This window comes from Pedobacter glucosidilyticus, assembly GCF_002483235.1.
Taxonomy (GTDB): Bacteria; Bacteroidota; Bacteroidia; order Sphingobacteriales; family Sphingobacteriaceae; genus Pseudopedobacter; species Pseudopedobacter glucosidilyticum_B.
The window spans coordinates 68,205-94,348 of sequence record NZ_DLHN01000023.1; the positions used below are offsets into that span (position 1 = coordinate 68,205).

Annotated in this window: 29 protein-coding genes; 17 read left to right on the forward strand and 12 right to left on the reverse strand. The window is 33.9% G+C overall.

The window, feature by feature from the left end:
* Position 1: 1 nt before the first annotated feature.
* Positions 2-1,084: an outer membrane beta-barrel protein gene (locus B2745_RS09245; RefSeq protein WP_304065655.1), complete on the forward strand. Its 1,083-nt coding sequence runs from the start codon at positions 2-4 to the stop codon at positions 1,082-1,084.
* A 55-nt stretch (positions 1,085-1,139) separates the two neighbouring features.
* Here the strand turns inward: B2745_RS09245 and B2745_RS09250 are convergent, their stop codons facing one another.
* From B2745_RS09250 to B2745_RS09275, 6 genes are all read right to left on the reverse strand, one after another.
* The gene (locus tag B2745_RS09250) at positions 1,140-4,316 is read right to left on the reverse strand and encodes an efflux RND transporter permease subunit (RefSeq protein WP_304065656.1); all 3,177 of its coding nucleotides are present in this window, start codon (positions 4,314-4,316) and stop codon (positions 1,140-1,142) included.
* Between the two features lie 47 nt (positions 4,317-4,363).
* The gene (locus B2745_RS09255; protein WP_304065659.1) at positions 4,364-5,422 is read right to left on the reverse strand and encodes an efflux RND transporter periplasmic adaptor subunit; all 1,059 of its coding nucleotides are present in this window, start codon (positions 5,420-5,422) and stop codon (positions 4,364-4,366) included.
* 4 nt (positions 5,423-5,426) lie between these two features.
* Positions 5,427-6,752: a TolC family protein gene (locus tag B2745_RS09260; protein WP_304065661.1), complete on the reverse strand. Its 1,326-nt coding sequence runs from the start codon at positions 6,750-6,752 to the stop codon at positions 5,427-5,429.
* A gap of 2 nt (positions 6,753-6,754) precedes the next feature.
* Positions 6,755-7,378 (reverse strand): TetR/AcrR family transcriptional regulator, encoded by a 624-nt coding sequence (locus B2745_RS09265; protein WP_304065662.1) that lies wholly within the window; start codon positions 7,376-7,378, stop codon positions 6,755-6,757.
* Complete coding sequence (locus tag B2745_RS09270) at positions 7,359-7,976, reverse strand: TetR/AcrR family transcriptional regulator (protein WP_304065665.1); 618 nt, start codon at positions 7,974-7,976, stop codon at positions 7,359-7,361. The genes B2745_RS09265 and B2745_RS09270 overlap by 20 nt, the downstream gene beginning before the upstream one ends.
* Before the next feature lie 131 nt (positions 7,977-8,107).
* Entirely contained in the window at positions 8,108-8,713 is a 606-nt protein-coding gene (locus tag B2745_RS09275) for a TetR/AcrR family transcriptional regulator (protein ID WP_304065668.1), read from the reverse strand.
* 74 nt (positions 8,714-8,787) lie between these two features.
* Between B2745_RS09275 and B2745_RS09280 the strand changes: the two genes are divergently transcribed.
* The 3 genes from B2745_RS09280 to B2745_RS09290 all read left to right on the forward strand — a co-directional run bounded on the left by B2745_RS09280 (position 8,788) and on the right by B2745_RS09290 (position 11,012).
* Positions 8,788-9,228, forward strand: a complete 441-nt coding sequence (locus B2745_RS09280) for a sterol desaturase family protein (protein ID WP_304065671.1) — start codon at positions 8,788-8,790, stop codon at positions 9,226-9,228.
* Between the two features lie 32 nt (positions 9,229-9,260).
* Positions 9,261-10,277, forward strand: coding sequence for a UDP-N-acetylmuramate dehydrogenase (gene murB, locus B2745_RS09285; protein WP_304065674.1), 1,017 nt, complete (start codon positions 9,261-9,263; stop codon positions 10,275-10,277).
* 204 nt (positions 10,278-10,481) lie between these two features.
* Positions 10,482-11,012, forward strand: a complete 531-nt coding sequence (locus tag B2745_RS09290) for an RNA polymerase sigma factor (protein ID WP_026903286.1) — start codon at positions 10,482-10,484, stop codon at positions 11,010-11,012.
* 25 nt (positions 11,013-11,037) lie between these two features.
* On the opposite strand, the gene B2745_RS09295 is transcribed toward B2745_RS09290, so the two are convergent.
* Positions 11,038-12,522, reverse strand: a complete 1,485-nt coding sequence (locus B2745_RS09295; RefSeq protein WP_304065678.1) for a phytoene desaturase family protein — start codon at positions 12,520-12,522, stop codon at positions 11,038-11,040.
* 151 nt (positions 12,523-12,673) lie between these two features.
* Between B2745_RS09295 and B2745_RS09300 the strand changes: the two genes are divergently transcribed.
* The 4 genes from B2745_RS09300 to B2745_RS09315 are packed head-to-tail and all read left to right on the forward strand — an operon-like array spanning position 12,674 to position 14,996.
* Entirely contained in the window at positions 12,674-13,507 is an 834-nt protein-coding gene (locus B2745_RS09300) for a phytoene/squalene synthase family protein (protein ID WP_304065680.1), read from the forward strand.
* Between the two features lie 35 nt (positions 13,508-13,542).
* Complete coding sequence (locus B2745_RS09305; RefSeq protein ID WP_304065682.1) at positions 13,543-14,070, forward strand: hypothetical protein; 528 nt, start codon at positions 13,543-13,545, stop codon at positions 14,068-14,070.
* Positions 14,071-14,757, forward strand: coding sequence for a lycopene cyclase domain-containing protein (locus B2745_RS09310; RefSeq protein WP_304065685.1), 687 nt, complete (start codon positions 14,071-14,073; stop codon positions 14,755-14,757). It abuts the gene before it with no gap.
* A complete protein-coding gene (locus tag B2745_RS09315) occupies positions 14,754-14,996 on the forward strand; it encodes a cytochrome b5 domain-containing protein (RefSeq protein ID WP_304065687.1) in 243 nt (80 codons plus the stop codon). The genes B2745_RS09310 and B2745_RS09315 overlap by 4 nt, the downstream gene beginning before the upstream one ends.
* Here B2745_RS09315 and B2745_RS09320 read toward each other — a convergent pair.
* Genes B2745_RS09320 through B2745_RS09330 form a run of 3 tightly spaced genes read right to left on the reverse strand, consistent with a single transcriptional unit; the run spans position 14,993 to position 17,169 of the window.
* A complete protein-coding gene (locus B2745_RS09320) occupies positions 14,993-15,511 on the reverse strand; it encodes a shikimate kinase (RefSeq protein WP_304065689.1) in 519 nt (172 codons plus the stop codon). The genes B2745_RS09315 and B2745_RS09320 overlap by 4 nt on opposite strands.
* Positions 15,512-15,513: 2 nt before the next feature.
* On the reverse strand, positions 15,514-16,674 hold the full coding sequence (locus B2745_RS09325) for a BT_3928 family protein (RefSeq protein WP_304065692.1): 1,161 nt from the start codon (positions 16,672-16,674) through the stop codon (positions 15,514-15,516).
* An 18-nt stretch (positions 16,675-16,692) separates the two neighbouring features.
* Complete coding sequence (locus tag B2745_RS09330; protein WP_304065695.1) at positions 16,693-17,169, reverse strand: DUF1599 domain-containing protein; 477 nt, start codon at positions 17,167-17,169, stop codon at positions 16,693-16,695.
* Positions 17,170-17,375: 206 nt separating this feature from the next.
* On the opposite strand from B2745_RS09330, the gene folP reads away from it, so the two are divergent.
* Genes folP through B2745_RS09350 form a run of 4 tightly spaced genes read left to right on the forward strand, consistent with a single transcriptional unit; the run spans position 17,376 to position 20,014 of the window.
* Positions 17,376-18,212 carry a dihydropteroate synthase gene (folP, locus tag B2745_RS09335; protein WP_349681781.1) on the forward strand — a complete coding sequence of 279 codons (837 nt, stop codon included), beginning with the start codon at positions 17,376-17,378 and terminating at the stop codon, positions 18,210-18,212.
* A 51-nt stretch (positions 18,213-18,263) separates the two neighbouring features.
* Positions 18,264-19,055, forward strand: a complete 792-nt coding sequence (gene cdaA, locus B2745_RS09340; RefSeq protein WP_304065701.1) for a diadenylate cyclase CdaA — start codon at positions 18,264-18,266, stop codon at positions 19,053-19,055.
* An 18-nt stretch (positions 19,056-19,073) separates the two neighbouring features.
* A complete protein-coding gene (locus tag B2745_RS09345; protein ID WP_304065704.1) occupies positions 19,074-19,757 on the forward strand; it encodes a metallophosphoesterase family protein in 684 nt (227 codons plus the stop codon).
* Positions 19,754-20,014: a (2Fe-2S) ferredoxin domain-containing protein gene (locus tag B2745_RS09350; RefSeq protein WP_304065707.1), complete on the forward strand. Its 261-nt coding sequence runs from the start codon at positions 19,754-19,756 to the stop codon at positions 20,012-20,014. Before B2745_RS09345 ends, B2745_RS09350 begins: the two co-directional genes overlap by 4 nt.
* Before the next feature lie 37 nt (positions 20,015-20,051).
* Here the strand turns inward: B2745_RS09350 and B2745_RS09355 are convergent, their stop codons facing one another.
* Together B2745_RS09355 and B2745_RS09360 are read right to left on the reverse strand one after the other, a co-directional pair.
* Complete coding sequence (locus B2745_RS09355; RefSeq protein ID WP_026903261.1) at positions 20,052-20,588, reverse strand: ferritin; 537 nt, start codon at positions 20,586-20,588, stop codon at positions 20,052-20,054.
* A gap of 81 nt (positions 20,589-20,669) precedes the next feature.
* Positions 20,670-21,017, reverse strand: a complete 348-nt coding sequence (locus B2745_RS09360; protein WP_051291053.1) for a hypothetical protein — start codon at positions 21,015-21,017, stop codon at positions 20,670-20,672.
* Positions 21,018-21,298: 281 nt separating this feature from the next.
* Here B2745_RS09360 and B2745_RS09365 point away from each other — a divergent pair, with 281 nt between their 5' ends.
* The 5 genes from B2745_RS09365 to B2745_RS09385 all read left to right on the forward strand — a co-directional run bounded on the left by B2745_RS09365 (position 21,299) and on the right by B2745_RS09385 (position 25,769).
* Entirely contained in the window at positions 21,299-21,988 is a 690-nt protein-coding gene (locus B2745_RS09365; protein WP_026903260.1) for a response regulator transcription factor, read from the forward strand.
* Positions 21,985-23,352, forward strand: coding sequence for a HAMP domain-containing sensor histidine kinase (locus tag B2745_RS09370; protein WP_304065710.1), 1,368 nt, complete (start codon positions 21,985-21,987; stop codon positions 23,350-23,352). The genes B2745_RS09365 and B2745_RS09370 overlap by 4 nt, the downstream gene beginning before the upstream one ends.
* A gap of 101 nt (positions 23,353-23,453) precedes the next feature.
* A complete protein-coding gene (locus tag B2745_RS09375) occupies positions 23,454-24,239 on the forward strand; it encodes a prohibitin family protein (protein WP_026903258.1) in 786 nt (261 codons plus the stop codon).
* A gap of 38 nt (positions 24,240-24,277) precedes the next feature.
* A complete protein-coding gene (locus B2745_RS09380) occupies positions 24,278-24,955 on the forward strand; it encodes a leucine-rich repeat domain-containing protein (RefSeq protein WP_304065712.1) in 678 nt (225 codons plus the stop codon).
* Positions 24,956-24,986: 31 nt separating this feature from the next.
* On the forward strand, positions 24,987-25,769 hold the full coding sequence (locus B2745_RS09385; protein ID WP_304065715.1) for a carbonic anhydrase: 783 nt from the start codon (positions 24,987-24,989) through the stop codon (positions 25,767-25,769).
* Positions 25,770-26,144: the final 375 nt, after the last annotated feature.

Below are 26,144 nucleotides of genomic sequence, written 5' to 3' on the forward strand. Positions count from 1 at the left end.
CATGAAAATAATAACTGTTCTCTTCTGCTGGTTTAGTTTATTTATTACATCAAGTTTAAAAGCTCAAGTTAAAGAATCTACATTAAGGGGTAGTCTTTTCTTAAAGGAAGGGGAAATTCTAAAAGGAACTTTTAAAGATGAAGAATTCAGTAAAATGAGTATTTCTGTAAAGTTTAAAGCAGATGAAGACAAAGAATTCAGGTCTTATACTCCTAAAGATTTAAAAAAAATAGAATTAGAAAATGGGGAAATCTATGAGGTTTTTGAAAGCAAACCTCCAAGAGATAGTTTATTAAAACCCATATTAGCTTATTTAATTCTTAAAGGAGGTGTAAGCGTTTATGAAGCTTATTCAGATGACGTAAATATTTACTTGATTAGTAAAGATGGTAAGAATTACTGGTTGCAAGAAGATCAAGTAGCTAGTTATAGTACAGCGTTAGTTAAGTTTTTCTATAAAAATATATTATATAGTATTGTTAATGATAGTCCTATAACTATGGAGGATGTTAATAGGGTAAGCTTTAATGATGATATTTTAAAGTTAATAACTCGATATAATACTTATAAGGGTAATTCAAGTAAGATTATTAAACCAAAAGGACAAAATTATAAGTTCCTGATTTTTAATGTTGCAGGAATATATAAGCCAGATAATTTTGAATATACTTTAAGCGGGGCCTATAGGTTTATTAACCCTAGAATCAGTAGGAGTGCATCTTTAAATGTTGGATTTAGATATACTTATTACAGAAGAACAGAGGATCAGCTTTCTTCATCCATTAGTCAAGATAACTATAATATATTTTCTTTACCAGTTACACTTCAGCAAAATATTTTAAATAAAGGAGTTAGACCGCTAGTTTTCTGTGGATTAGATTTTACTTATTTTACGCTCAAAGATTATAATAAAAGAGATATAACCAGAAGGGGGATTCAGGAAAATGTGGGTTTGGGTATCCATTATGGCGCAGGAATCGAAATTGATTTACTTAAAAGATTTATGATAAGATCAGAATATCGGAGAGATGTTATATCTCACTTCATCACAGCTGGCTTATCTTATAAGTTAAGACTTAATTAACAAACAAAGCCGCTTTTTTAGGGAAAGCGGCTTTGTTTAAATATAGACCAATATCTTAAATCATATTAGCGCTATGCTCATACTCTTTAACTTCCTTATGGTCATAAGGCTCTACCATTAATTCATCAATGGTTTTTTCGGCTTTTTTACCGCCGTATTTTTCTATCAGCCTATCAAAAATCTGATACATTACCGGAACAATTATTAAGGTTAAAAATAAAGAACTTAATAACCCACCTATAATTACCCAAGCTAAGCCATTTTTCCACTCGGCACCCGCACCAGCAGCTAAAGCAATTGGTAACATACCAATAACCATGGCAATGGTAGTCATTAAAATTGGGCGTAAACGAGCGTGATTGGCCAAAATTAAAGCCTCTAAAGTGCTTTTACCTTCTTTCTTCATTTGGTTGGTAAAATCTACCAAAATAATGGCGTTTTTAGCAACCAAACCTATCAGCATAATTAAACCCAAAATGGTAAAAATGTTAAGGGTATTATTGGTTAAGCCCAATGCTAATAATGCACCAATGATAGAAAGTGGGATAGAAAACATGACCACAAAAGGATAAACAAAGCTATCATACAAAGCAACCATAATAAAGTAAACCAATAAAATAGAGGCTAATAAGGCAATACCTAAAGTGCCAAAACCTTCACTTTGGTTTTCTTGGTCGCCACCCCAAACATAGCTTACCCCAACAGGGCGTGGCATATCTTCTATTTTTTGTTGGAACTCTGCTACTATTGTACCGGTTGGCCTACCTACAGATTGTGCTTGTACAGAAACTGATGTGCTTTTATCGCGACGTTCTAACTGGCTAGGGCCAGAGCTTTGTTCAATAGTAGCAAACTGAGAAAGTTTTACCTTCTCGCCTTGCTTATTGATGAAAATCAGGTTGCTTACATCTGTAATATTTTTTCTGTTGAAAGTTTGATAACGGATATTCATATCGTATTCGTACTCTCCCTGACGGAATTTACCATCTGTATTACCATTGAAAGCGGTTTGCATGGTTAAACCAACTGTTTGTAAATCCAAACCAAGGGCCGACATTTTATCACGGTCTACCTCCACTCTGATTTCCGGATTACCAGCCTCTACCGATAATTTAGTTTCTGCTGCACCACTTATACCAGCTAAAACGTTTTTAGCTTCTTCTGCAAATTTTAAAACGCTATCTAATTCAGAACCTACTACAATTAAATTAATAGGAGCTTGTTCTGCCGTACCTAAAATACTTACGGGTACAGTTTTAACTTTTGCTCCTACCAATTCCTGAGCTAATTCTCTACTAATTTTAGCTGCAAAAATGGAAGCTTCGTCTTCACGGTCTTTTCTTTCTACTAGTTTTACATTAATTTCTGCTTTATATGCTGTAGCTAAAGAACCGCCCATACCTTCGCTAGATTGCCCAACGGTAGTAATTAAAGAGGTGATTTCTTTACGTTGTGCTAAAAAATCCTCGGCTTTTCTGGTCATTTGGTTGGTTACTTCTATAGATGCGTCTTTAGGCATCTCTATCTGAACCAGAAATTCTCCTTTATCACTTTTAGGGAAAAACTCGGCGCCAATATAGCCAGCACCCAAAAGGTAAAATGAGGCTATCAATAAACCAAATGTTGCACCTAAAGCAATTCTTTTATGGTTTAAACTCCATTTTAAAATGCTTGTTACCCAATTGGTAAAACGATGTAGTTGTTTCTCGAACCCTAAGATCATTCTACCGAAGAAAGTTTTATCAGTAATTTTTTCGAGTTTGCCAAAGCGTGATGATAATAAGGGTACTATAGTAAAAGAAGTTAATAGAGATAATAAGGTGGATATGATAACTACCACACAAAATTGAGTTAAAATATCAGAAACTAAACCTGTACTTAAAGCAATTGGGAAAAATACAACAACAATAACTAAGGTAATAGAGGTTACTGTAAAACCTATTTCTTTGGTAGCATCCATAGCGGCTCGTACTTTATTTTTACCCATCTCCATGTGTCTGTAGATGTTTTCTAATACCACAATGGCATCATCTACCAGAATACCTACCACCAAGGATAAACCTAATAAAGACATTAAGTTTAAAGAGTAACCCATGATATTCATCCCAATGAAAGTGGCAATTAAAGCTAGTGGGATGGCCACCATCACGATAAGGGCATTACGTATACTATGTAAGAAAAATAGCATCACAAAGGCAACTAATATAATCGCTAAAATTAAATCGTGTATAACGGCATCAGCAGATTGTAAGGTAAAAACCGAGCTATCATTTGCGACATTGATTTTTAAACCGGTATCTTGATAATCTTTTTCAACTTTACTGATGATATTGTAAACGCCCTCACTTACCAGTACAGCATTAGCATCAGATTGTTTAATTACTTGTAATGCAATAGAACTTTTTCTGTTTACACGAGCCAACTTCTCTACATCTTTTTGTGTGTCTTGTACATCTGCAATATCTCTTAATCTGATTTGCGCTCCTGTGTTTGTGGTGCTGATAACTTGATTTCTGATCTCATCAATGTTTTTATATTTTCCGGCTAAACGGATTAAAACATCCTGCTCCTCTGTTTTAGTACTACCTGTAGGGAAATCTAAATTGGCACCTAAAATAGCCTGTTGTACTTGCGGGATGGATAGGCCATAACCTTCAAGTTTAGCAGCATCTAAACTGATTTGAATTTCACGCTCTTGCCCACCAATTAGGTTTACTTGTGCAACTCCAGGAACACGAGAAATGATTGGGGCGATACGTTTATCTATCAAATCATAAAACTCGGCATCAGCCATATTGCCAGAGGCAGACATGGTAATGATAGGTAAATCATCCAAAGAAAACTTATTTAAAGCTGGGGCATCTATATCCTCAGGTAAGTCTTTTAAAATAGCATTTACCTTTCTTTGGGCATCATTCAGCGCTAAATCTACATCAGTACCGCTATTTAAAGTGATGGTTACAACTGATAAACTTTCGTAAGATTTTGATTCTATTTTTTTGATGTTTTCCATTGATGAAACTGCGTCTTCAATGGTTTTGGTAACGGTATTTTCTACCTCGCTGGGTGATGCACCGGGGTATACCGTACTTACAGATACTACAGACGGAGAGAACTTAGGCAATAACTCGTAATTTAAAGAGAAATAGCTAAGCAAGCCCAATAAAGTAAGCACTGTAAAAACTACAATAACAAGCGTAGGACGCTTTATGGATACTTCTGTAATTTTCATTTTATATATCGTTATAACAGCACAAGCCGTTGTTTTTTATTTTCTGATTATTTAACTGGAGAAATAGGAGTGCCATCAACCAAGTTGATTTGCCCACTTGTAATGACAGTTTCTCCTTCTTTTAATCCTTCTAATATTTCTACCTGGTCGCCAAAAACTCTTCCAGCTATAACATTTCTTTCTTTAGCAACATCGCCCTGTGCGATATAGATTTTATTACTACTTACGCTACCTACAAAAGAAGTTCTAGGGATAGTTATGGTAGCGGCTTGTTTAGGAAACTCAAATATGGCAGTGCCGTACATACCAGCTTTTATTTGGTTGTTAGGATTATTACTTAGCTCAATCTCTATAGGAAAGTTTAAAGTATTATCAGCCTTAGGGGCAATAAAAGTGATTTTTCCGTTGAAATTTTTATCGTTAAAAACATTAGATTTTATCCTTACTTGGTCGCCAATTTTTAAGTTAGCCACTTGGCTCTCGTTAACAGTTAAGGCAAGCTTTAGTTTAGAAACATCAACCAACTCAAATAACTTGGTACCTGGCGAAATATAGGCGCCCTGTTCTATTAAACGTTTGTTTACAATGCCATTTATGGGCGATTTAATATTGGCGTCTTTTAATCTTCTTTTGGCTTCTTGTAAGCCGGCCTTAGCATTTTCTACACCTAATTTAGCTTGGTCTAACTGTTGTTGTGTAACACCACCGGTACTAAAAGAACTTTGGTAGCGTTCCAAATCTCTAGCGGCGTTTTGGTAAGCAGCTTCTGCATTTCTAACGCCAACATTTAAAATTTCAGCATCTATGTAAGCTAAAATTTGTCCTTTAGAAACTCTGCTTCCTTCATCCACCGTGATACGGGTAACCCTACCAGAGTTTTCGGCAGAAAACTCTAAATCTTGTGCCGCAGCAAAAGTACCATTGGCAGTAAAATTCATGTTTATTTCATTCTTTTTTACAACAGCTGTTCTTACAGCTACCGCACCTTTACCAGCAGCTACAACTGCAGTTTTTTCCTTATTTTTTTTCTTATTATTAGCAAGAACCCAACCTATAACTACAACTACTGCAATTACGCTTATTACGGGTATAATTATCTTTTTCATGATCTTAGTTTAATAATGTTTTGATGTTACCGTTTGATTTAATTAACTGTATTTCTGCTATTTTATAGTTTAATAATGCTTGATTATAACTGTTTTGCGCTTCTGTTAAGGCATTTTCAGTATCCAATAAATCGGTTAAAGAAGCTAAACCGTTGTTATAATTATTTTGGGTACTGGTGTAAATTTCTCGGGCTAGTGTAACATTTTGTTTTTGCGAGTTGATGGTGTTAACACTGTTTCTGAGTTTGATTTTTGCATTTTCATAATCAGCGTTAAGCGCATTTTGAGTTTGCTTGCGGTCTTCTTCGGCTTTTTGAATGTCAATTTCTGCCTGTTTAATTCTAGAGCGAGTAGCAAAACCGTTAAAAATGGGTATTCTTAAGGTTAGCCCAATAGCTGATGCATCAAAGCCAATTGCCTGTTTTTCGCCAGATTTAAAGAAATCAAATTTATCACTCTGGCTAGTATAGTTGTAATTACCCGTTAAAGATAAAGTAGGGTAGTATTCAGATTGATAAGCTTTTCTTTGCAAGCCTAATAAGTCTTTTTGTACGTTCAACAATCTCAATTCTGTTCTGCCAGCTACATCAACTGTATCCGTTAAAAAAGGGATTTTTACAACTTCTTGTAATTCTTCCTGAGGTAAGGTAATAGCCGTTTTAACAGGCATCCCCATGGCGTATTTGAGCTGATTTTCCAGTTGTGTAATGGTATTGGCAAATTGCTCTCTTTGGGTATATAAATTGGTTAAGTTTACCTGAATACGGTCTACATCAATTTTTTTAGCCAAGCCATTAGCGTATTGGTTTTTGATGATTTTTTCTACAACTTTTACGTTTTTAATATTGGTGTCTATAACATAAAGCTGTTGTTTACTGACTAAAATTTGATAATAATTATTAGCTACCTGCTCTATAATTTGCTCTTCGGTAAGGTTAGCATTAAGCTCATAATATTGTTCGCTTGATTTTGCGGCTTTTAAACCTGTAAAAACCTGCTGATTAAAAATCTGCTGGTCTACCTGTAAGCCAGCTTGGGCATTCCACCTACGGCCAATTTGTATAGATTGATCTCCAAATACAATTTGTCCTAAAATGGGGTTATACGCAAGGCTACTATTGGCATTTAACTGTGGTAAAGCCTGGGCTCTAACTTCTTCTGTTTTATACCTTCCTCCATCAATATCCAATTTTGCTTTTTTGATATTTTCATTGTTTTTGATAGCATACTGCAAGGCATCTTTTAAGGTTAAATTTATTTGTTGCGCTGTACTTAGCTCGGCTATAGATAAGCTTATAGCCATTAACAACATGATTTTGATTGTTTTCATTTTTATATATACTGAGTTTTGATACTGTTTAATAATTTCTTGCCTGCTGTTTGGCAAATAGCATTTAAATAAAAATCGGTAAGCTTAAATAAGGTATCAGAAATGCTAAATTCATCTGCCGGATAAGCTTTTTCATCAAAAGCAGCTGTGATTTGGTTAAGCCTAATTTGCGCTACAAAATCTATATCTAAATCTTTACGATACAGCTCTTCATCCATACCACGGATGATATTTTCTCTGATACATTTTTTTATACATTGTATGCGGTGTTTGGTAAATCTTTCATCAAGCAGTGGAAAGTATTTACTGATTTCAAAAAAGATATTCGGGCTGATATTTTTAAAGAGGTTTAAAATAACCTGAGTTTGTAAATAAACTTCTTGTATGGCATTTTTACCTGTTTGCTGTGCGTTTTCAATTTCTTTACCGTGTGTTTCTAGTAAATCATCAATAATAAGCTCTAGTAGGGCTGTTTTATCACGATAATACTGATACAGCGTTTTTTTAGATATGCCTAAATTTTTGGCAATATCATCCATAGAGATACTTTTTATCCCGAAAACGAAAAATAATGCTCGGGCTTTTTCTAATATTCTTTGCTCTAAATCAAGCTCTTTTAATTCCATCGTAAAAAATATGAAGCATGTTTAAACATTTTGTTCTGATGTTGTTAAATTGATCTTCAGATGGGATTAAGGTTTTGTGAAGAACATGAATTTCGAAAACCCAAATTCCTGTAAGTACATCAGTAAAAATTTGCGAGGTAGCAACGATATCCAAAGCTTTTAACTCGCCCTGCTGCTGCATTTTTTTCATGAAAGCCATGAGCAACAACTGTTCTTGCTGTCTTACATCTTCCATCAGGTGATGTAATTGTTGGTCGTGGAAATAAGAATCACCTTGCCCATCGCCTATATGCATCATGAAATACTTTTTGCCAAATTCAATTCGGATATCAATAAGGTTCTGCATGCCAGTTTTAAAATTTAAAGCCTTATTTAATGTGGCCTCCTGCTGCTTAACAAAATCAAAAAGAATATAATGGCCTACAGCTAAAATCAAAGAAGTTTTATCAGGAAAATAATAATACAAAGATGCTTTGGAGAGCGATAAATCATCAGCTATCTCATTCATGGTAGTTTTTGCAATACCAAAATGAGCAAAGCGTTTCAAGGCAGTAGCTATGATTTGCTCTTTCTTGTAATCTGTTATCTGCTCTGTCATGTATTTACTTTTTGAATATTAAACTTACTGACTTTTTAAATTAATTAGTCAAAAGTAAAGCCAAAAAAATTCACATCAAAACATTTTGTTTCAATGCTATCGTTTATGATAATAAAATGACGTTTGTGTTTTTAGCAGCTAAGGCCTTTTAAAAAGATGTAAACAATTTCTTTTTGCCTTTCTGATATCATTCTAATGAACTTTTTATCTATCCCGAAAGGGACTTGAACCTGGTTAAAGTATAAAACTCTTATACCTTGTATAGCATCAAAAAGTAATTGTGCGGTATAGGTAGCATCAGCAACTTTATATTGGTGGGTTTGTATACCAATGTCTATAATTTGTTTTAAGTGTGTAATTTCTGATTGGTTGGCTTTTTCAATAATCTTTTTTAGATCCTGATATTTTTCAATGTTAGTAAGCTTGCTAAAATCAAGAATAGGGAAATATTTTTCGAGAAAGCTGCTTTTTGCTTCCATATAAGCTTTTAGAGCATCTTCTGGCAAACGGGCTTTCGCAATATTTTTGTCTATTTGTTGTGCTACTTCAGAAAAAATCTTTTCTAAAACACCTGCATAAAGATTTATTTTATCTGGGAAATAATAATAAAGAAGAGCTTTAGAAAAGTTTAAATCTGCTGCAATTTCATTCATGGTTGTTTTGCTAAGACCAAAATGGGCAAAACGTTTTAAAGCAGCTTCTATAATTTGTTCTCTTTTTTTATCTTGTTGCTCCATCTTAAATGCAGAAAATTAATTTAGCTAAATTAATGATACAGAATTTAAATGCATCTTTGTTTTTTATTTAATTTATGATTTGGTATTACGCACTTGGCATAATTGCACTTACTATTGTGATGATGGAATTAGTTTCTTGGGCTTTGCACAAATACTTATTCCATGGTCCGCTTTGGTTTATTCATAAAACACACCACCAACAAAGACACGGTTTTTTTGAATTTAATGATGTTTTTAGTTTGGGTTTTGGGATATTAGCCTGCTGGCTGATGTGGGATAACCAGGTAATGCTAAACTATAAATTTTGGATAGGTGTAGGGATTTCTCTTTATGGTATTATCTATTTTATTTTTCACGATTGGTTTATTCATAATCGTTTTAAAGCATTTAAAACCGAAAATAAATATTTAAAAGGTATCAGAAGAGCGCATAAAATCCATCATAAATCAACAGAAAAAATGCCTTCAGAAGAATTTGGATTACTTTGGGCATCCAAAAAATATTTTAAAAGCTAGTTACCATTTCAGAACATCAATTTAATTTCACCATGTTACAAATTCATCAAAATGTTTCTTTAAAGAATTTCAATACCTTTCAAATTGAGGTTTTTGCTAAATATTTTGTTGAAATAAGTAGAGAGGATGAGCTGGTAGAATTATTTCTAGACCCGCAATGGCACCAAAGCCCACGTTTGGTTTTAGGTGGTGGTAGTAATATTTTACTCACACAAGATTTTGATGGTTTAGTTATCAGGATGAACATCAGAGGGATAGCGCACCGTATCAATCATGAAGAAGTTGTGGTAGAAGCAGGTGCTGGCGAGGTATGGAATGATTTTGTAAATTATTGTGTACACTGGGGCTTTGCCGGAGTAGAAAATTTAAGCCTTATACCTGGCTCTGTTGGTGCTTCGCCTATCCAAAATATTGGGGCTTATGGGGTAGAGCTTAAAGATGTTTTTGAAAGTTGTAAAGCTTTTGAAATTGCCACGGGTACTTTTAAGCATTTTACTCATGCCGATTGTAAGTTTGCTTATCGCGAGAGCGTTTTTAAACAAGCTTTAAAAGGGCAATATATCATTTGCAGTGTAAAGTTTAAACTGTCTTTGATACCTCAAATTAACATCAGTTACGGTGCTATACAAGCAGAGTTATCAAAAAGAAACATTGAACATCCTACTGTAAGTGATGTTTCTAAAGTAGTATCAGAAATTAGAGTTTCTAAATTACCTGATCCATCTACTATTGGTAATGCAGGCTCATTTTTCAAAAATCCTATCATAACAAAAGAACAATTTGACCTATTACATAAACAGTTTCCGGAAATGGTGTACTTTTTAGTACCCAACAATCAAGTGAAGTTGGCTGCTGGCTGGTTAATAGAGCAGTGTGGCTGGAAAGGAAAAGTGGTAGGGCATACAGGTACTTGGCACCAGCAAGCTTTGGTTATAGTAAACCACGGTGGCGCAAGTGGCAAAGAAGTTTATGATTTTTCTACATCCATTATACATTCTGTTCAACAAAAGTTTGGCGTTGTCTTAGAACGTGAAGTAAACATTTTTTAATTAAGGTATGTAATTTTTTTACTACCTGATATTAGATTAAAATCCTGAAAACCTTATTTATACACCTTTGGTCTAACTTTTGAGAGCAAAAAAGTGTTGCAACATATTGTTTAATTTTTTTGACAAAAAACTTAAACAAAATTTGCGAATTACAAATTATAATCATTAAGTTTGTTTAGGTATTAATCAAAAAAGTTAAACAAAATGACTAAGATAGAATTTAACACCCTAGTAATGCGCCAAGCATCATCACTTAAAATGTATGCCTTACATTTTACACATGATGCTGATGATGCCAATGATTTGGTACAGGATACAATGTTAAAGGCAATTACCTATTACAACAAATTTAAGGAAGGTACAAACTTGAAAGGATGGTTATATACCATCATGAAGAACACCTTCATTAATAACTATCGTAGATTTGTGAAGATTAATACTTTTGTAACTAAAACAGATGAGATTTCGTCTTCACAATTGTCTTATTCTGCAACCGTAAACGGTGGTGAGCCTAAGTTTGTGATGGATGATATTAAAAAGGCTTTATCCAAATTACAAGAAGAGTATTATGTACCTTTCACCATGTACTTTGAAGGTTACAAATACCACGAAATTGCAGACCACTTAGCTATTCCTATAGGTACAGTTAAAACCAGAATACACGTAGCCAGAAAATTGCTTAAAAAGAGTTTGAAAGCTTATGACCGTAAAACTTCTGAGGCTGTTGCAGCCTAAGAAGTTTTACTTCTTTTCTTTCTACCTAAATTCCTTTTAAATACTTATCGGCTTCTGTTGCGGCAACTTGACCAGAAATTAGCGAAGGTGGTACACCCGGTCCTGGTACTGTTAATTGACCTGTAAATAGTAAGTTGATTACTTTCTTAGCTCGCATAGCAGGTTTAAAAAATGCGGTTTGTGCTAAGGTATTTGCCAAACCATAAGCGTTACCTTTATAAGAATGGTAATCTTTTTTGAAATCTTCCATGGCATAACTTCTTTTGATGATTTCATGTCCCCTAACTTTTTGCTTGGTGATGTTCTCAAACCTATCCATGATGATGTTGTAATATTTCTCTCTCAGTTCATCTGAATCTTCTAAACCCGGGGCTAGCGGTATCAAGAAAAATAAGTTTTCTTTTCCTGCTGGAGCTACCGTATCATCTGTTTGTGATGGGCAACAAACATAAAATAAAGGCTTGCTGGGCCATTGTGGTGTGGTATAAATTTCTTTAGCGTGTTGGTCTAAATCTTCATCAAAAAATAAATTATGATGTTTTATGCCTTCTAGTTTTTTATCTAAACCAATGTAAAACAATAAAGATGAAGGAGACATGGTTCTTTTGTTCCAATACTCGGCAGTATAATTTCTGTTTTTTGGTTCTAAAAGCTGTTGATCTGTATGTTCATAGTCTGCGCCTGATATCACAAAATCTGCTTCAATATTACCATTATTGGTTACTAAAGTAGTAGCCTTATTTTTATCCACTACTATTTTTTTTACTTCTGTGTTCAGCAATATTTTTACCCCTTGCTCCTCTGCAAGCTTAGTCATGGCTTTCACAATTTGGTGCATACCGCCCATCGGGTACCAAGTTCCCATAGCTAAATCAGCATAATTCATTAAACTGTACATAGCCGGTATTTTTTGTGCTGTAGCACCTAAAAACAAAACCGGAAATTCTAGTAATTGTATCAGTTTTGGGTTTTTAAAGTACTTTCTTACATGAGAACTCATAGGTTTAAGCATGTGTATGCGTAAGCTTTCCAGCATCATTCTTAAATCTATAAACTCGGTGATAGAGTGCGAAGGTCTAAAAACATAATCACTCATGGCGGTTTTATACTTATAAGCCGCTTGCTCCATAAATTTTCTTAAACCCACGCTGCTTCCTGGCTCGTACTGTTCAAATAAAGCTTCTAGCTCTTGCATATTGGCTGGGATGTTCATGATTTCATCCTCACCGAAGTAAATTCTATATCCGGGGTCTAACTGTATAAGCTGATAATAATCTTTAACGCTTTTGCCAAACAGGTTGAAATAGTTTTCGAAAATATCGGGCATCCAGTACCAACTTGGTCCCATATCAAAAGTAAAACCTTTGCTTTGCCATATTCTTGCCCGGCCACCGGTTTGGTCATTCTTTTCAATTAAAGTTACCTGATAACCTTTTTTTGCCAATATTGTAGCTGCTGCCAGACCAGAAAAGCCTGCTCCTATAACGGAAATTTTAGATTGAGTACCCATGCTGATTGATAAATCCAAAATAAACCAATTTGTTTTACAATTTCTTGATTTATGGTTTTTATTAGTTAAGCCATAAAATCAATACAACCAAAGACAAACAAAAGCAGATGGATTTTTGTAATCTGAATATATTTTACAATTTTAGCTCTTGATGGATTTATACACCCAAACCTGCTTAGATTGCAGTAAAATTATTACCAACAATTACAGTACTTCGTTTAGTTTGGGTATTAAGGCTTTTGATAAAAAGTTTAGACCACCTATTTACGCCATCTATGGCTTTGTGCGTTTTGCTGATGAAATTGTTGATACTTTTCATGATCAGGATAAAGAAAGCTTAATTACTCAGTTTAGAAAAGATACCGTAGAAGCGATAGAGCGTAAAATAAGTTTAAATCCTGTACTGCATGCTTTCCAATTGGTGGTAACACAATATCATATTGAGTTTCATTTGATAGATGCTTTTCTAAAATCTATGGAAATGGATTTAGATAAAACCCGTTATACCGATGATAGCTATAAAGCATACATCTATGGCTCTGCAGAAGTGGTAGGTTTAATGTGTTTAAGAGTATTTTGTGAGGGTAATCATCAACTTTATGCTACTTTATTACCAAAAGCAAGAAGTTTGGGCTCTGCCTTTCAGAAAATTAACTTTTTGAGAGATATTAAATCTGATTTTGAAGAAAGGGGCAGAACTTATTTCCCCGGTATTGATTTTACAAAATTTACAGAGGCTGATAAACAAGAAATAGAAAAAGACATCAAAGCAGATTTTGATGATGCTTTAGAAGGGATAAAACAACTTCCAGCAGGTTCTAAACTGGGGGTTTACATTGCCTATGTTTATTATCTTAAATTATTTGAGAAAATAAGAGCCACATCAGCCCAAACCATAGCAAGTAAAAGAATACGTATTCCAGATGCGCAGAAGATATTCTTGATGGCACAAGCATTGATTAAAAACAAACTAAACTTTGTTTAACTTTTTTACGTTTGTTTATACAAGAATATGAAATTATGAAAAATATTGTCTTTTGCTTTTTGTTTGTAGCCTGTTTTGCGGTTAATGGTTTTGCTTATGATATTCAAAAAATCAGAAGAGATTATGTAGAAGCAATTAAAAATGCTGATGTTGCCGATAAGCTTTATAAAGATTTAAAAGCGATAAAAAATCCAAGTCCACTCATTATGGCATATTTAGGCTCTGCAGATGCTGTAAGAGCCAAACACTCTTGGAACCCTGTTAATAAAATGGCTTTTTTAAAGCAAGGTTGCAAAACTATTGATAAAGCTGTTGAGTTAAGTCCTAACCAGTTAGAAATAAGATTTTTGAGGTTTAGTTTAGAGCATTTTTTACCACCATTTTTAGGTTATAGTAAACATTTGGAAATAGATAAAAAGAAGATTTTAGAATTGGTACAGAAATCAAATGTGCAAGCTTTACATGTAGATGAAACCATCCTTAAAAATATGGTTAACTTTATGATAGATAGTAAAAGATGTAGTGAGGCAGAAGTAAATGTTTTAAGAAAAGTATTAGCATAAATGGATAATAAACTGAGTTATCTGCTCATCAATATTTTAACAGTTTTCTTTCCTATTATCTTATCTTTTGATAAAAAGGTACACTACTATAAAAAGTGGAAATTTATACTCCCTGGCTTATTCATTACCGGGCTTCTTTACCTTCTTTGGGATTATATTTTTACCATTAACCAAGTTTGGTCTTTTAATAATGATTATATTCTGGGTATTAGGTTTTTTGATTTACCACTAGAAGAAATCATGTTTTTTATAACCATCCCTTTTGCTTGTATTTTTATTTACGAGTGCTTAATAGCCTATTTTAAGATAGAAATCTCAGCTAAAATTATAAGCGCCATCAGCTGGCTCCTGATAATTTTATGCGTTATCATGCTGGTATTATTTTACGATAGGATTTACAGTTTGGTAAATTTTAGTACCCTTTTGGTGGTTTTACTCTATACCATTTTTGCTAAGCACCATTTAAATATGGGTAAGTTTTACATTGCGTATTTGGTTTCTTTATTGCCTTTTTACATTGTAAATGGGATATTAACTGCTATCCCCATTGTGATGTATAATGATGCAGAAAATATGGGTTTCAGAGTTGGAACTATCCCTTTTGAGGATCATTTTTATTCGATGTCTTTATTTTTGATGAATTTGCTTTTCTTTGAATTCTTTAGAAATAAGAAACAAGCTGCATGATAGAAGAAGAATTGCCTGTTTACACCAAATCTCAGTTAGCTTTAAGAAACGGACAAGATAAGCCACAAATATGGGTTGCTTATTTAGGTTTAATTTATGATGTAAGCCAAAGCAGACTATGGCTAAAAGGAAAACATTATGAGCATTGGGCTGGCCAAGATTTAACTGCCGAGTTAAAAGATGCACCACATACAGCACAGGTTTTTGAACGATTTAAGGTTATCGGTAAACTGGCTTAAACCAGTTTAATACCTTTTTTCTCTAATTCTTCTAGTAATATTTCTGGTGTTAAGCTCACTCCATGTAAAGAAATTTGTGCTTTCTCGTAAAAAGGTCTGCGTTCTTTTAGTTTATCTTCAACAAACAAAACCAGCTCATCAAAGCTTTTACCTTTTATTAAAGGGCGCTCGGTTTTGGCGTTTATCAATCTATCTGCTAAAACCTTAACAGGTGGGTCAATAAAAATGGTTAGCCCGTTGGCGTTCATCCAATCCATATTATCAAAGAAACAAGGCGCACCGCCACCGGTAGAAATTATAGCGTCATCAGCAATAGCGCTATTTTGCAGTAAATCACGCTCAATTTCTCTAAAACCATTTTCACCTAGTTCAGTAAAAATTTCAGGTACAGTTTTATGCTGTGTACTTTCTATTAAAGTGTCTAAATCTATAAAAGGGCGGTTTATTTTGGACGAAAGGTTTTTACCCATTCTGGATTTTCCGCAACCCATAAAACCTATTAAGAATATTTTCATCTTTAGTTTTTACTGAAGTATTGTTCTACTAAATGGTTATAATTGGGCAAAGCATTAGATGACCATTTATTGATTACAGTACCATTTTTTAGTAGAATCAAGCCCGGATTAGCCCTTACCATACTTTTAAGCGGTACAGCATCGGCATAAAAAAATTCCATTACCAATTTATTTTCTTTGATAAACTTTTCGGCATCTGTAGCAGAATTTGCTGTTAGCCAAACCGTACGGATATTAAAGTTTTCAGCAGCATTTATAGCCAAAGCATTAATATCTCCAGCAGCTTTTTTATTAGCTTTATCTAACTTCCAACCAACCGCAATTAAATTGTAGTACGGGTTTTCTACCAACTCTTTGGTATAGCTTACGCCTTGCGAATCGTAAATATTTAAATCGCTTATTTTTGGTTGATAGCCTTGTTTTATAAGCTTAGGTTCTGATGAACTGATTAACTCCCAATCCGGATTTTCATAAATTTTAGTTTCCAGATACTTTTTATCGCTCATTTCCTGCTGCTCGCCAGTTTTCTTGTTTTTTAGGGTATAGATAATTTCATACTCATTTTGTGGCGCACCTTCAGGTATACGCATCGCATCTGGAATATTAGCGCCAACTTTATAAGGTAAAAAATCTATAATAGGTAAATAGGCATAAGTATAGATGCCAAACAATATGGTTAAGCCAATGGTTAAAGAGATAATGGCTGTTCGGCCAGATTTTTCTGTTGCTACAGGTTTAATATGCGCTTTATTAAAGAAGATGTAAATGATAAAGACCAGTAAGATTAAATCTTTACTGAAAGATTGCCAAGGTGTTAAAGGTATGGCATCACCAAAGCAACCACAGGTTTTTACCACATCAAAAGCTGCCGAGTAAAAGGTTAAGAAAGTGAAAAATACAATCAGTAATAATAAGCCCCAACTTACCTTTTTAGAAGATATCCCAGTTAGTAAAAATACCCCTAATACCGCTTCAAGAGCGCATAAAAAGATAGATAGATAGACTGAAATTGGGTTTAAAAAAACAACATGGAAAACTTCAAAATATTCTTCCAGTTTGTAAGAAAAACCTAGAGGGTCGTTTAATTTAATGAGTCCTGAGAAAATAAAAAGGAGACCAACAAATATCCGACTAAATAAAAGGATGTATTTATGATGTAACATAGGTTAAGAGCTTATCAGTTAAGACAATTTAATCAATGCAAAAATAGCGTAATTCATCATATCTTGATAATTAGCTTTTACACCTTCAGAAGCCTCTGTTTGCCCTTTGTTATCTTCAATTTGTTTAACACGTAAAATTTTCATCAAGATTAAATCTGTTAAAGAGCTTACACGCATATCTCTCCAAGCCTCGCCATAATCATGGTTTTTGGCAAACATCAGCTCTTTTGTTTCGGTAACTTTTTGGTCAAAATTAACTTCTACAATATTGGGTTCAAGCTCGGTAGCAGCACTATCATCAAGCTCAAGCTGTATCATAGCTATTATGCAGTAATTAATGATGCCGATGTATTCCCCCTTAATATCATCACCAACTTTACTCACTTTTTTCTCCTCTAAAGTTCTTATTCTTTGCGCCTTAATAAAAATTTGGTCGGTTATAGAAGATGGACGTAAAATTCTCCATGCGGTACCATAATCACGGGTTTTTTTCATGAAAAGGTCTTTACATACCTTTATTATTGTGTCGTATTGTGTGGATGTTTGAGCTGCCAATCTGATCATGGGTTTATTTAAATCGTAAAATTATGGCTATTTTGTTGCTTTTAAAAATTCTGCCCTTTATTTATCATGATTATAGATGAAAGAGGGTTCTGTTGGTATTCATATTTAAAATAATGGTTAAAGATACAAGGCTTCGGGTGAAAAACACATTAAATATTGGTGGAGAATTGATGGATTTAAGTGAACCTATTGTTATGGGGATTATCAATATCACGCCAGATTCTTTTTTTTCTGGCAGTAGGGTAAATACTAACCATGAAATTCTTAAACAGGCAGAAAAAATGCTTGCCGAAGGGACAGATTTTTTAGATTTAGGAGCCTATTCATCAAGACCAGGAGCGCAAGATATAAGCGAAGCCGAGGAAGAAGCCAGACTTTTACCAGCAGTAACACTCATCAGTAAAGAATTTAAACAAGCTTTTATTTCTATTGATACCTTTAGGGCTGGTGTGGCAGAAAAAGCTATACATGCTGGTGCGCATATCGTTAATGATATATCGGGTGGTAATTTAGACCCAAAGATGTTTGAAACTGTGGGGAAACTAAAAGTCCCCTACATCTTGATGCACATGAAAGGTACACCTCAAAATATGCAATCTCAAACCCATTATGAAGATATGATGGAAGAGATGATGTATTATTTCTCAACTAAAATTCAGCAATTAAAAGCTTATGGGGTGCATGACATCATGATAGACCCAGGTTTTGGCTTTGCAAAAGATATTAGCCAAAACTTTAGTTTATTAAAGCATATGGCTACTTTTGAAATATTAGGTTTCCCAGTTTTGGCGGGGCTTTCCAGAAAATCTATGATTTGGAAAACGCTTAATACCATGGCAGATGAAGCATTAAATGGTACTACAGTTTTAAACACTATAGCACTTCAAAATGGGGCGGCAATATTAAGAGTTCATGATGTAAAGGCAGCAAAAGAGAGTATTAGTCTTTATCAAACCTACCTTAAAGCACAATAGCCGCAATTTTTCAATAATTTTTGATAAATTACAACATCACAATAATAAAATATGGATTTTCTCGACTTTAGCTTCTTAAAACTTACCGTATTAGATGTCATCGATATACTTTTAGTAGCTGTTATCATTTATTACATCTATAATTTAATAAGAGGAACTATTGCCGTTAATATTTTTATAGGTTTCATCCTAATTTATGTGGTTTATTTTGTGGTAGAGCAACTAAACATGAAATTGCTGGCAGGTATTTTGGGCAGTTTTGTTAGCGTAGGTTTTATTGCTTTGATTATCGTTTTTCAGCAAGAGTTTAGGAGGTTTTTACTTACAATAGGTAAAAATATCTCTCTAAAAAATAAGATTTGGCTAAAGCTGATGTTTGGTAAAGAAGAGCTCGAGAAAAACAATATGGCCAAAATTAAACCTATTATTGATGCCTGCAAATCCATGAAAAAGACCAGAACAGGCGCTTTAATTGTTTTTGCAAAATACTTTGATCAAGATGCTTTTGCTAATAGTGGTGAAATGATGGATGCAAAAATTTCTAAACGTTTATTGGAAAGTATTTTTCAAAAACACAGTCCTTTACATGATGGTGCTGTTATCATATCAGAAAACAAAATAAAATCTGCCAGCTGTATTTTACCTTTAACAGAGAATGATAAGTTACCACCGCAATTTGGTTTAAGACACCGGGCCGGAATAGGCGTAACCGAGTCTAGCGAGGCTACTGCCTTAATCGTTTCTGAAGAAACAGGGGAGATTTCTTATGCACAGCAGGGGAGGGTGAAAATGAATATTAGTTTTACCGATTTGGAACGTTTGTTGAATAAAGATTTCAATTAATATTTTTCATACAAATTCATGCCGAAAAAGAAAAAAGAACACTTTATTGTAGGAGACGTTCATGGGTGTTTACATACTTTACAAGCTTTATTAAAAAAATGGAAACCCAATACACAACAGCTTATTTTTGTTGGAGATTTGGTAGACCATGGTAATTTTTGTCCGCAAGTAGTAGAACTGGCTTTTAATCTTAAAGATGAAGAACCTGATAGCGTTTTTATTAGAGGTAACCACGAAGAGTATTTTTACAAACATGTACTTAACCAGTATAACGAAGAGTGGTTTCAAAAATCTGGAGAGAAAACATTTTCTCAGTATTTATATCATGGCAGAAGAATAGAGCCTGATGCTGAGTTGTTTAAAAAAATGCCTTTATATTACCAAACGCCTCATTTATTGGTAAGCCATGCCGGCGTTTGTGAAACAGCAGAACCCTTTAATCCGGATCATGTAGATAGTGTTTTGTATCAAAGAAACGGCATAAAAAGACTTCCACAATTACAGGTTTATGGGCATACACCCGCAGAAAAAGCTAAATATGACGAAGCTGCCCATGCTATCTGTATAGATACTGGCGCATATAAATGCAAGAAACTTTCTGCAATAGTGGTTAATGCCAAAGGAGAAATTAAAGATTTGATAGAGCAAAAAACACATCCTCTGGATGAGGTAAGTTGCGAAGAAATACATACCATAGCATGAGTAAGTTTTACGAACCAGAGAACATCATTTACGTTTGTACCGGAAGCAAATGTGCTAAAAGAGGTGGTAAGGATTGTTATAAATCTTTAAAATCTTATGTAAAACATACAGATACAGAAGTGATTAGGATAGAATGTACCGATAGATGCAAGTTTGCCCCCATTTTAAACCTACAGCCTCAAAATATCTGGCTTAAAGAATATACAGAAAAGCAAATTTTCAAAACTTTAGATGAGCTAAAACTAAAAAAGCGATAATTTTTTTATCGCTTTTTTAATGTTGGTTTAGCGCTTTTTAAGCTTCTTCGCCTTCGCTATATTTTATTTTAGCAATATGTCTATCAATTTCCCAACGGCCGGTTCCAGCTTCGCCAATTAAATCAAATAATTCTAAAGCTCTTCTTGCTTTAAATTCTTCTTCGCGTTGCTCTTTAAAGAACCAGTTTAGAAATTCTAAGGTTACAAAATCCTGTTCTTTATGGCATTTTGCAGCAATATTTTTAAAAGATTGTGTAATAGCGATCTCTTGTTCTAACGCATCCTCAAAAACCTCTCTAAAGCTCATATACTCAATTTTGATATTATTGATGTCTGGCGAAATAGCTGTACCACCCATATCTAAAACGTAATGAAATAATTTCATTTGGTGCTTACGCTCTTCTTCTGATTGATCATAGAAATATTGAGCAGAACAATCAAAACCATTTCTATCACACCAAGAAGCCATAGCTAAATATAGAGACGATGAATGAGCTTCTTTTTTTATTTGCTGATTTAAGCTGCTTTCTATCTCGGTAGAAAGTAAACTTTTATGACGTACTAAATCTTTCATGATGTAAATTTTTATATCCTAAATATAACAAATATTACACCGTAGGCAGATTAGAAAAGTAATTTGGAGTTAATCTAATTATCAGATGACTCTTTGAAGGCAGTCTTTAATAGTGCTGTTTAAGTTAAACATGGTAAAAGTACCATGTAATAAATCTTTAAGCCCTAAAATTTCATGAATATCTAATACAAAGCAATCCTCGGCACCGCACAAGAAAATAATCTCTAAGCCAGAGTGGCTAGCATCAGTCATTTTAGCTAAATCAACTTGGTTAATAACTTTATTTAGCCTTTGTAAACAAGGATATTTATAAGTAACCGTTTTGCCTGAAAATGTTAAAGTCAGTAAATCTGTTCTAGGGCAATGACTAATAGAGCCAAAATTGGTGCTAAAGACTTCTGTTTGTGTAATTTGCGCTAGTTGATTCATAGAAGTTCAAATTTCTGTTTTATTTAGAACTAATCCAAATTAATTTTAAAATGATGATAAATAACTTTTTTGAACGAGGATGAACCTAAGTAAAGAAAGTGCCATTACGATTAAGCAGAACGTTAGATTCATGATTTTTACCCGGATAGAAATAAATTCTAATATATTTCTAAGGTTGATATAATTTCTACCTAATTTAATCAATTAGTTTTATGTTGTTTTTGAGGATGATATACAAGAGCATTTTAATATTCATCAAAACATCTTAATGCTGTACAAACATGTTAGAAAAAAAAAATATACTCATTGTAGAAGATGAGGTAAAGGTAGCAGCCTTTATCCATAAAGGTTTACAAACTCAAGATTTCTCTAGTGATATTGCAGATTGTGGTTTTCAGGCACTTAGTCTTTTTAATCAAAACCATTATGATTTGGTGATATTGGATATTGGTTTGCCAGATATGAGTGGTTTGGCAGTTTGCGAGCAAATTAGAAAAAGCGATAACAGGATTCCTATTTTGATGTTAACTGCCATGGGAAGCCTGGCCGATAAATTATCGGGTTTTGAGGTTGGTACTAATGATTATTTGGTTAAGCCTTTTGATTTTATGGAGCTTTTGGTAAGGGTAAAATCACTTTTGAAGTATTATCCCGAGAAGATTAAGCAACAAGAAATTTTACAAGTAGCAGATTTAGAACTAGATTTAAACGAAAAAATTGCCCGCAGAGCAGGTAAAGAAATAGAGCTTACCGCCAGAGAGTTTAGTTTGCTAGAATATTTAATGCTACACAAGGGTAAAGTGGTTTCTAAAATCGAGTTGGCCGAAAAAGTTTGGGATATTAATTTTGATACCAGAACCAATTTTGTTGAAGTTTATATCAATTATATCCGTAATAAAGTAGATAAAGGGCATCAAAACAAACTTATCCATACTGTAGTAGGAATGGGTTATATTTTAAAACAGAAATGACAATCAGAACCAAAATGACGGTCTTATTTTTAAGCATCGTTACCGTTTTATTATTGGTTTTTTGCGTAACCATTTACTTTTTAAGTGATGTTTACCGGCAATCTGAATTTGAAACTCGGCTAAAAAGAGAAGCCTTAACTGCCGCTACCATTGTTTTTAATAAAGAAGAAGTAAGTCCTGATTTACTTAAAATACTAAGTCGTAATCAGATGACCGCACTTAGTAAAGAAAACATTGTTATTTTCAACGCTCAGGATGAAATTATCTATCAAAGTGGATTAAAAAACAATAGCTATTCTGCATCCAAATTACAAGAAATAAAACTCAACCAAGAAGTTTTTTGGGAAGAAGGTGAGGTAGAAGAATTTGGAATGATCATTAAAAATCGGGCTCAAGATTATATTGTTATCGTATCAGCAGTAGATCAATATGGCTTAAGCAAACAACATAATTTAGCTATTTTACTCGGTTTCGGGAGTATTTTATTGATTGCTTTAAGCGCTATTTTAGGTAGATTTTTTGCCGGAGGCTTGCTTAAACCTATGCAACAAATGATTAAAGAAATAGATGCCATCCATGCGTCTTATTTAAGTTTAAGACTTAGCCAAAGAAGTAAAAAAGATGAATTGGGGCAGTTGGCACAACGTTTTAACGAAATGTTAGACCGTTTGCAAAAGGCTTTTCATAAACAAAGGGCTTTTGTGTCTCATGCTTCACACGAGTTAAGAACACCCTTAACAGCTATTACAGGGCAAATTCAAGTTTCTTTGCTTGCCAATGATAATGTTGAAGAACTACGCAGCATGGCAAAATCTGTTTTAGAGGATGTAAATCAACTCAATATCCTCACCAATAATTTATTAGAACTAAATAGTATTGATGTTGATGATATCAAAATTAAAACAAGCCTGCTTAACGTGGTAGACTTATTAATACAAGCTAAGGCCGAGGTTCATAAAAAATACCCTGAGAGTAAAATATACCTGCATTTGGATGATCATGAAGATTATTTACCAGAGGTTTACGCTAATGAAAGCCTGATATACAGTGCTTTTATTAATCTTATAGAAAATGCTGTAAAATTTGCTTCAGACCAAATGGCGCATATCAAATTGCTTACTTTAAGGGAAGAAATTCAGATAAAATTTCAGAACAAATTAAACATGCCTTTGAATTTAAGTAATGATATCATTTTTGATCCCTTTATCAGAGGCTCAAATTCTAAAAATGTAAAAGGGCATGGGGTAGGTTTATCGCTTACCAAAAGAATAATCGATATCCACAAAGGTTATTTAAACGTCCATTTAGAAGAAGCAGAATTTGTAGAGTTTATTTTGTTCTTACCGAAAGGAAATCCTCAATAAATTCTAAGCTCATCCTAATATCAGCTTAAGTTTAGTCTAATAAGAGAAATTTATGTTTACACTATAAAAGAAAATGAATGTGTAATCTAAATTTTAATAAGATGAAAACTAAAGTTATTTTATTTTCAGCATGCCTGGCGGTAGCATCATTAAGTAGTTGTACCATCATCAAACAAGGTGAGATTGGTGTTAAACGCTCTTTTGGTAAAATAAATCCAAAACCTTTAATGGAAGGTGCAAGGGTATTTAATCCCTTTACAACTACCATTATAAAGCTGCCAACACGTACCATTAATATGGAAGTACGCTTGCCATTGCCATCAAAAGAAGGTTTAACCGTACAATCAGAAGTATCTATTTTATATAGGTTGGTTGGCGATTATGGTCCTAAAATCGTAGAAAACTTAGGTAAAAGTTATGAGCAGGTAGTTATCATACCCGTATTTAGATCTGCCGTGGCTGATGTTTCTTCTCAATACTTTGCAAAAGATATGCACACTGGCCAAAGAACTTTGATAGAAAAATCTATTAAAGAGTTGATGATGTCGCAATTACAAAGCAGAGGGTTTGTGATAGAATCGGTACTATTAAAGAGTATCGTATTGCCTCCGGGTTTAACCAAAGCTATTGAAGAAAAGCTAGAAGCAGAACAGGATGCACAAAGAATGCAATTTATCTTAGATAAAGAACGCCAAGAAGCTACACGTAGAACCATTGAGGCCGAAGGTGTAAGAGATGCTCAAAAAATAATTTCAGAAGGTTTATCTCCGATGCTATTAAGATTTAAGGCTATAGAGGCTTTTAATAAGCTATCTACATCTCCAAATGCTAAAACCATTATCACCAACGGAGATTCGCCTATCATTTTAAATACAGAAGATAAGTAGCTTAAAGTAAAACACAGCAATCTCTAAAATAAATGATCATGAGACCTAAAAAAGAACCTTTCTTACAGCGGTTTACAGTGTATGATTACTTACAATTATTAATCATTATCGTATGTGTTTTACTGGCGGTATTACCTCATAAGGCTGATGCCCAAGTAACAGTAAAAGAGTATAATACTCTAGAGGAGGCTTTGAAAGAGCCTGAAAAGGTGTTTAGGTTAAACTTACAAAACCAACAGCTTGATCATTTAGAGGAGATTGCCAAGTTTAAAAATCTGCAATATTTAAATCTCAGGAATACCCATTTATCTAGTGTTCCACCTGAGGTTACCACACTTCAAAACTTAAAAGTGTTGGATATTGGGGATAATGAGATTGCCTTGCTTCCTAAAAACTTTGACGCTTTAAAAAATCTTACCGAGTTGTATCTGGATAAAGAGAAAAATCTACAGTTGGAAGAAGATTTAGAGATTTTAGGTAGGATGAAAAACCTCAAAATATTACACTTAGAGAATAATGGCATCCGTGTTTTACCAAAAAACATCAATAAGCTTCAGAAAATAGAGGCCTTGTATTTAGGCGACAATAAATTAGAAGCCATACCGGTAGAGCTTAAAGAACTCAAGAAATTGAAATTTTTGGATGTGCATCATAATCCTATTATTCCTACAGATGTTATCAAAAGAAATTATGGCGGACTAAAGATTAATTTTTAAACTCATTAAAATACACTTTAATAGCAAGACAATGAAAATCAATTATTATATCACCTTAATATGCTTGTTTATAGCAAGTTTAAGTGTACAAGCACAATCCAATAGAAAAAGCAGTAGTAAAGTAGTTGCTAAAATAGATTCGGTAAAATGGCGAGCAGAGCATTATGTCATCAACAGAGATTCTGCCTATGCCGACCCACATTTAGGCTTAAAAAAGCTGATGGGTGGTAATAAAAGATTTGTGGAAGGTAAAAGTATTAAGCCAAGACAAGATGCACAAACCATTAAACAATTAGAAAACGGACAAAAGCCATTTGCTACCATTGTAGGATGTTCTGATTCTAGAGTGCCAAATGAGGTTATTTTTGATCAAGGTTTGGGAGATTTATTTATCATCCGTACGGCAGGGCAGGTCTCGGCAGCAGCATCTTACGGAAGTATGGAGTTTGCTGCCTTAAAGCTTAATACAAAACTCATTGTAGTTTTAGGGCATACCGAGTGTGGGGCAGTAGCAGCAGCCGTACAAAGACCAGAAAATGTACCAGGGCATATTGTTACCCTTATTAATGATATAAAACCGGCAGTTGCCAAATGTGCGCATTTACCGGGCGATCCTGTGAATAACGCAGTTCGCCAAAATGTAATTGAACAAGTAAATCATTTAAGAGATTTAGAACCTATTTTACATAAAAAGTATGTAGACGGAGAGATTTTAATTGTAGGTGCCGTTTATGATATACATACAGGTAAAGTAGAATTTTTACAGGAGACTTTATTGAATCTTCCTCAGCATAAATTAAAAAAGAAAAGTTAGTTAAGTGTGTTATAGGGGTGGTCTTGATAAGCGAGACTGCCTCTTTTTTAAGTTCTCCTAAAGAGATTACCGAAGAATAGTTTTAAAGAGCAAGATAAATCTTCTTCATACTCCAAATAAATGCGATAGGTTAGTTAAGTGTTAAGAGGCGGTCTTGCCCATCAAGACTGCCTCTTTTTTAAGATCAAGAAATTAAAGAGATACTTTATATCTTCTTCAAATAAAATAAATAGATTGGTTAGTGTGTTAGTAGGCTGTCTCAAATCATCACTTTGTGTCAGGCGGAGTCGAAGCCTTTTCTTATCCTTCGACTTCGCTACCATTGACGCTATTTATAAATGTTTAAAAATTAAGCATTCACCCACTGGCTTTCCG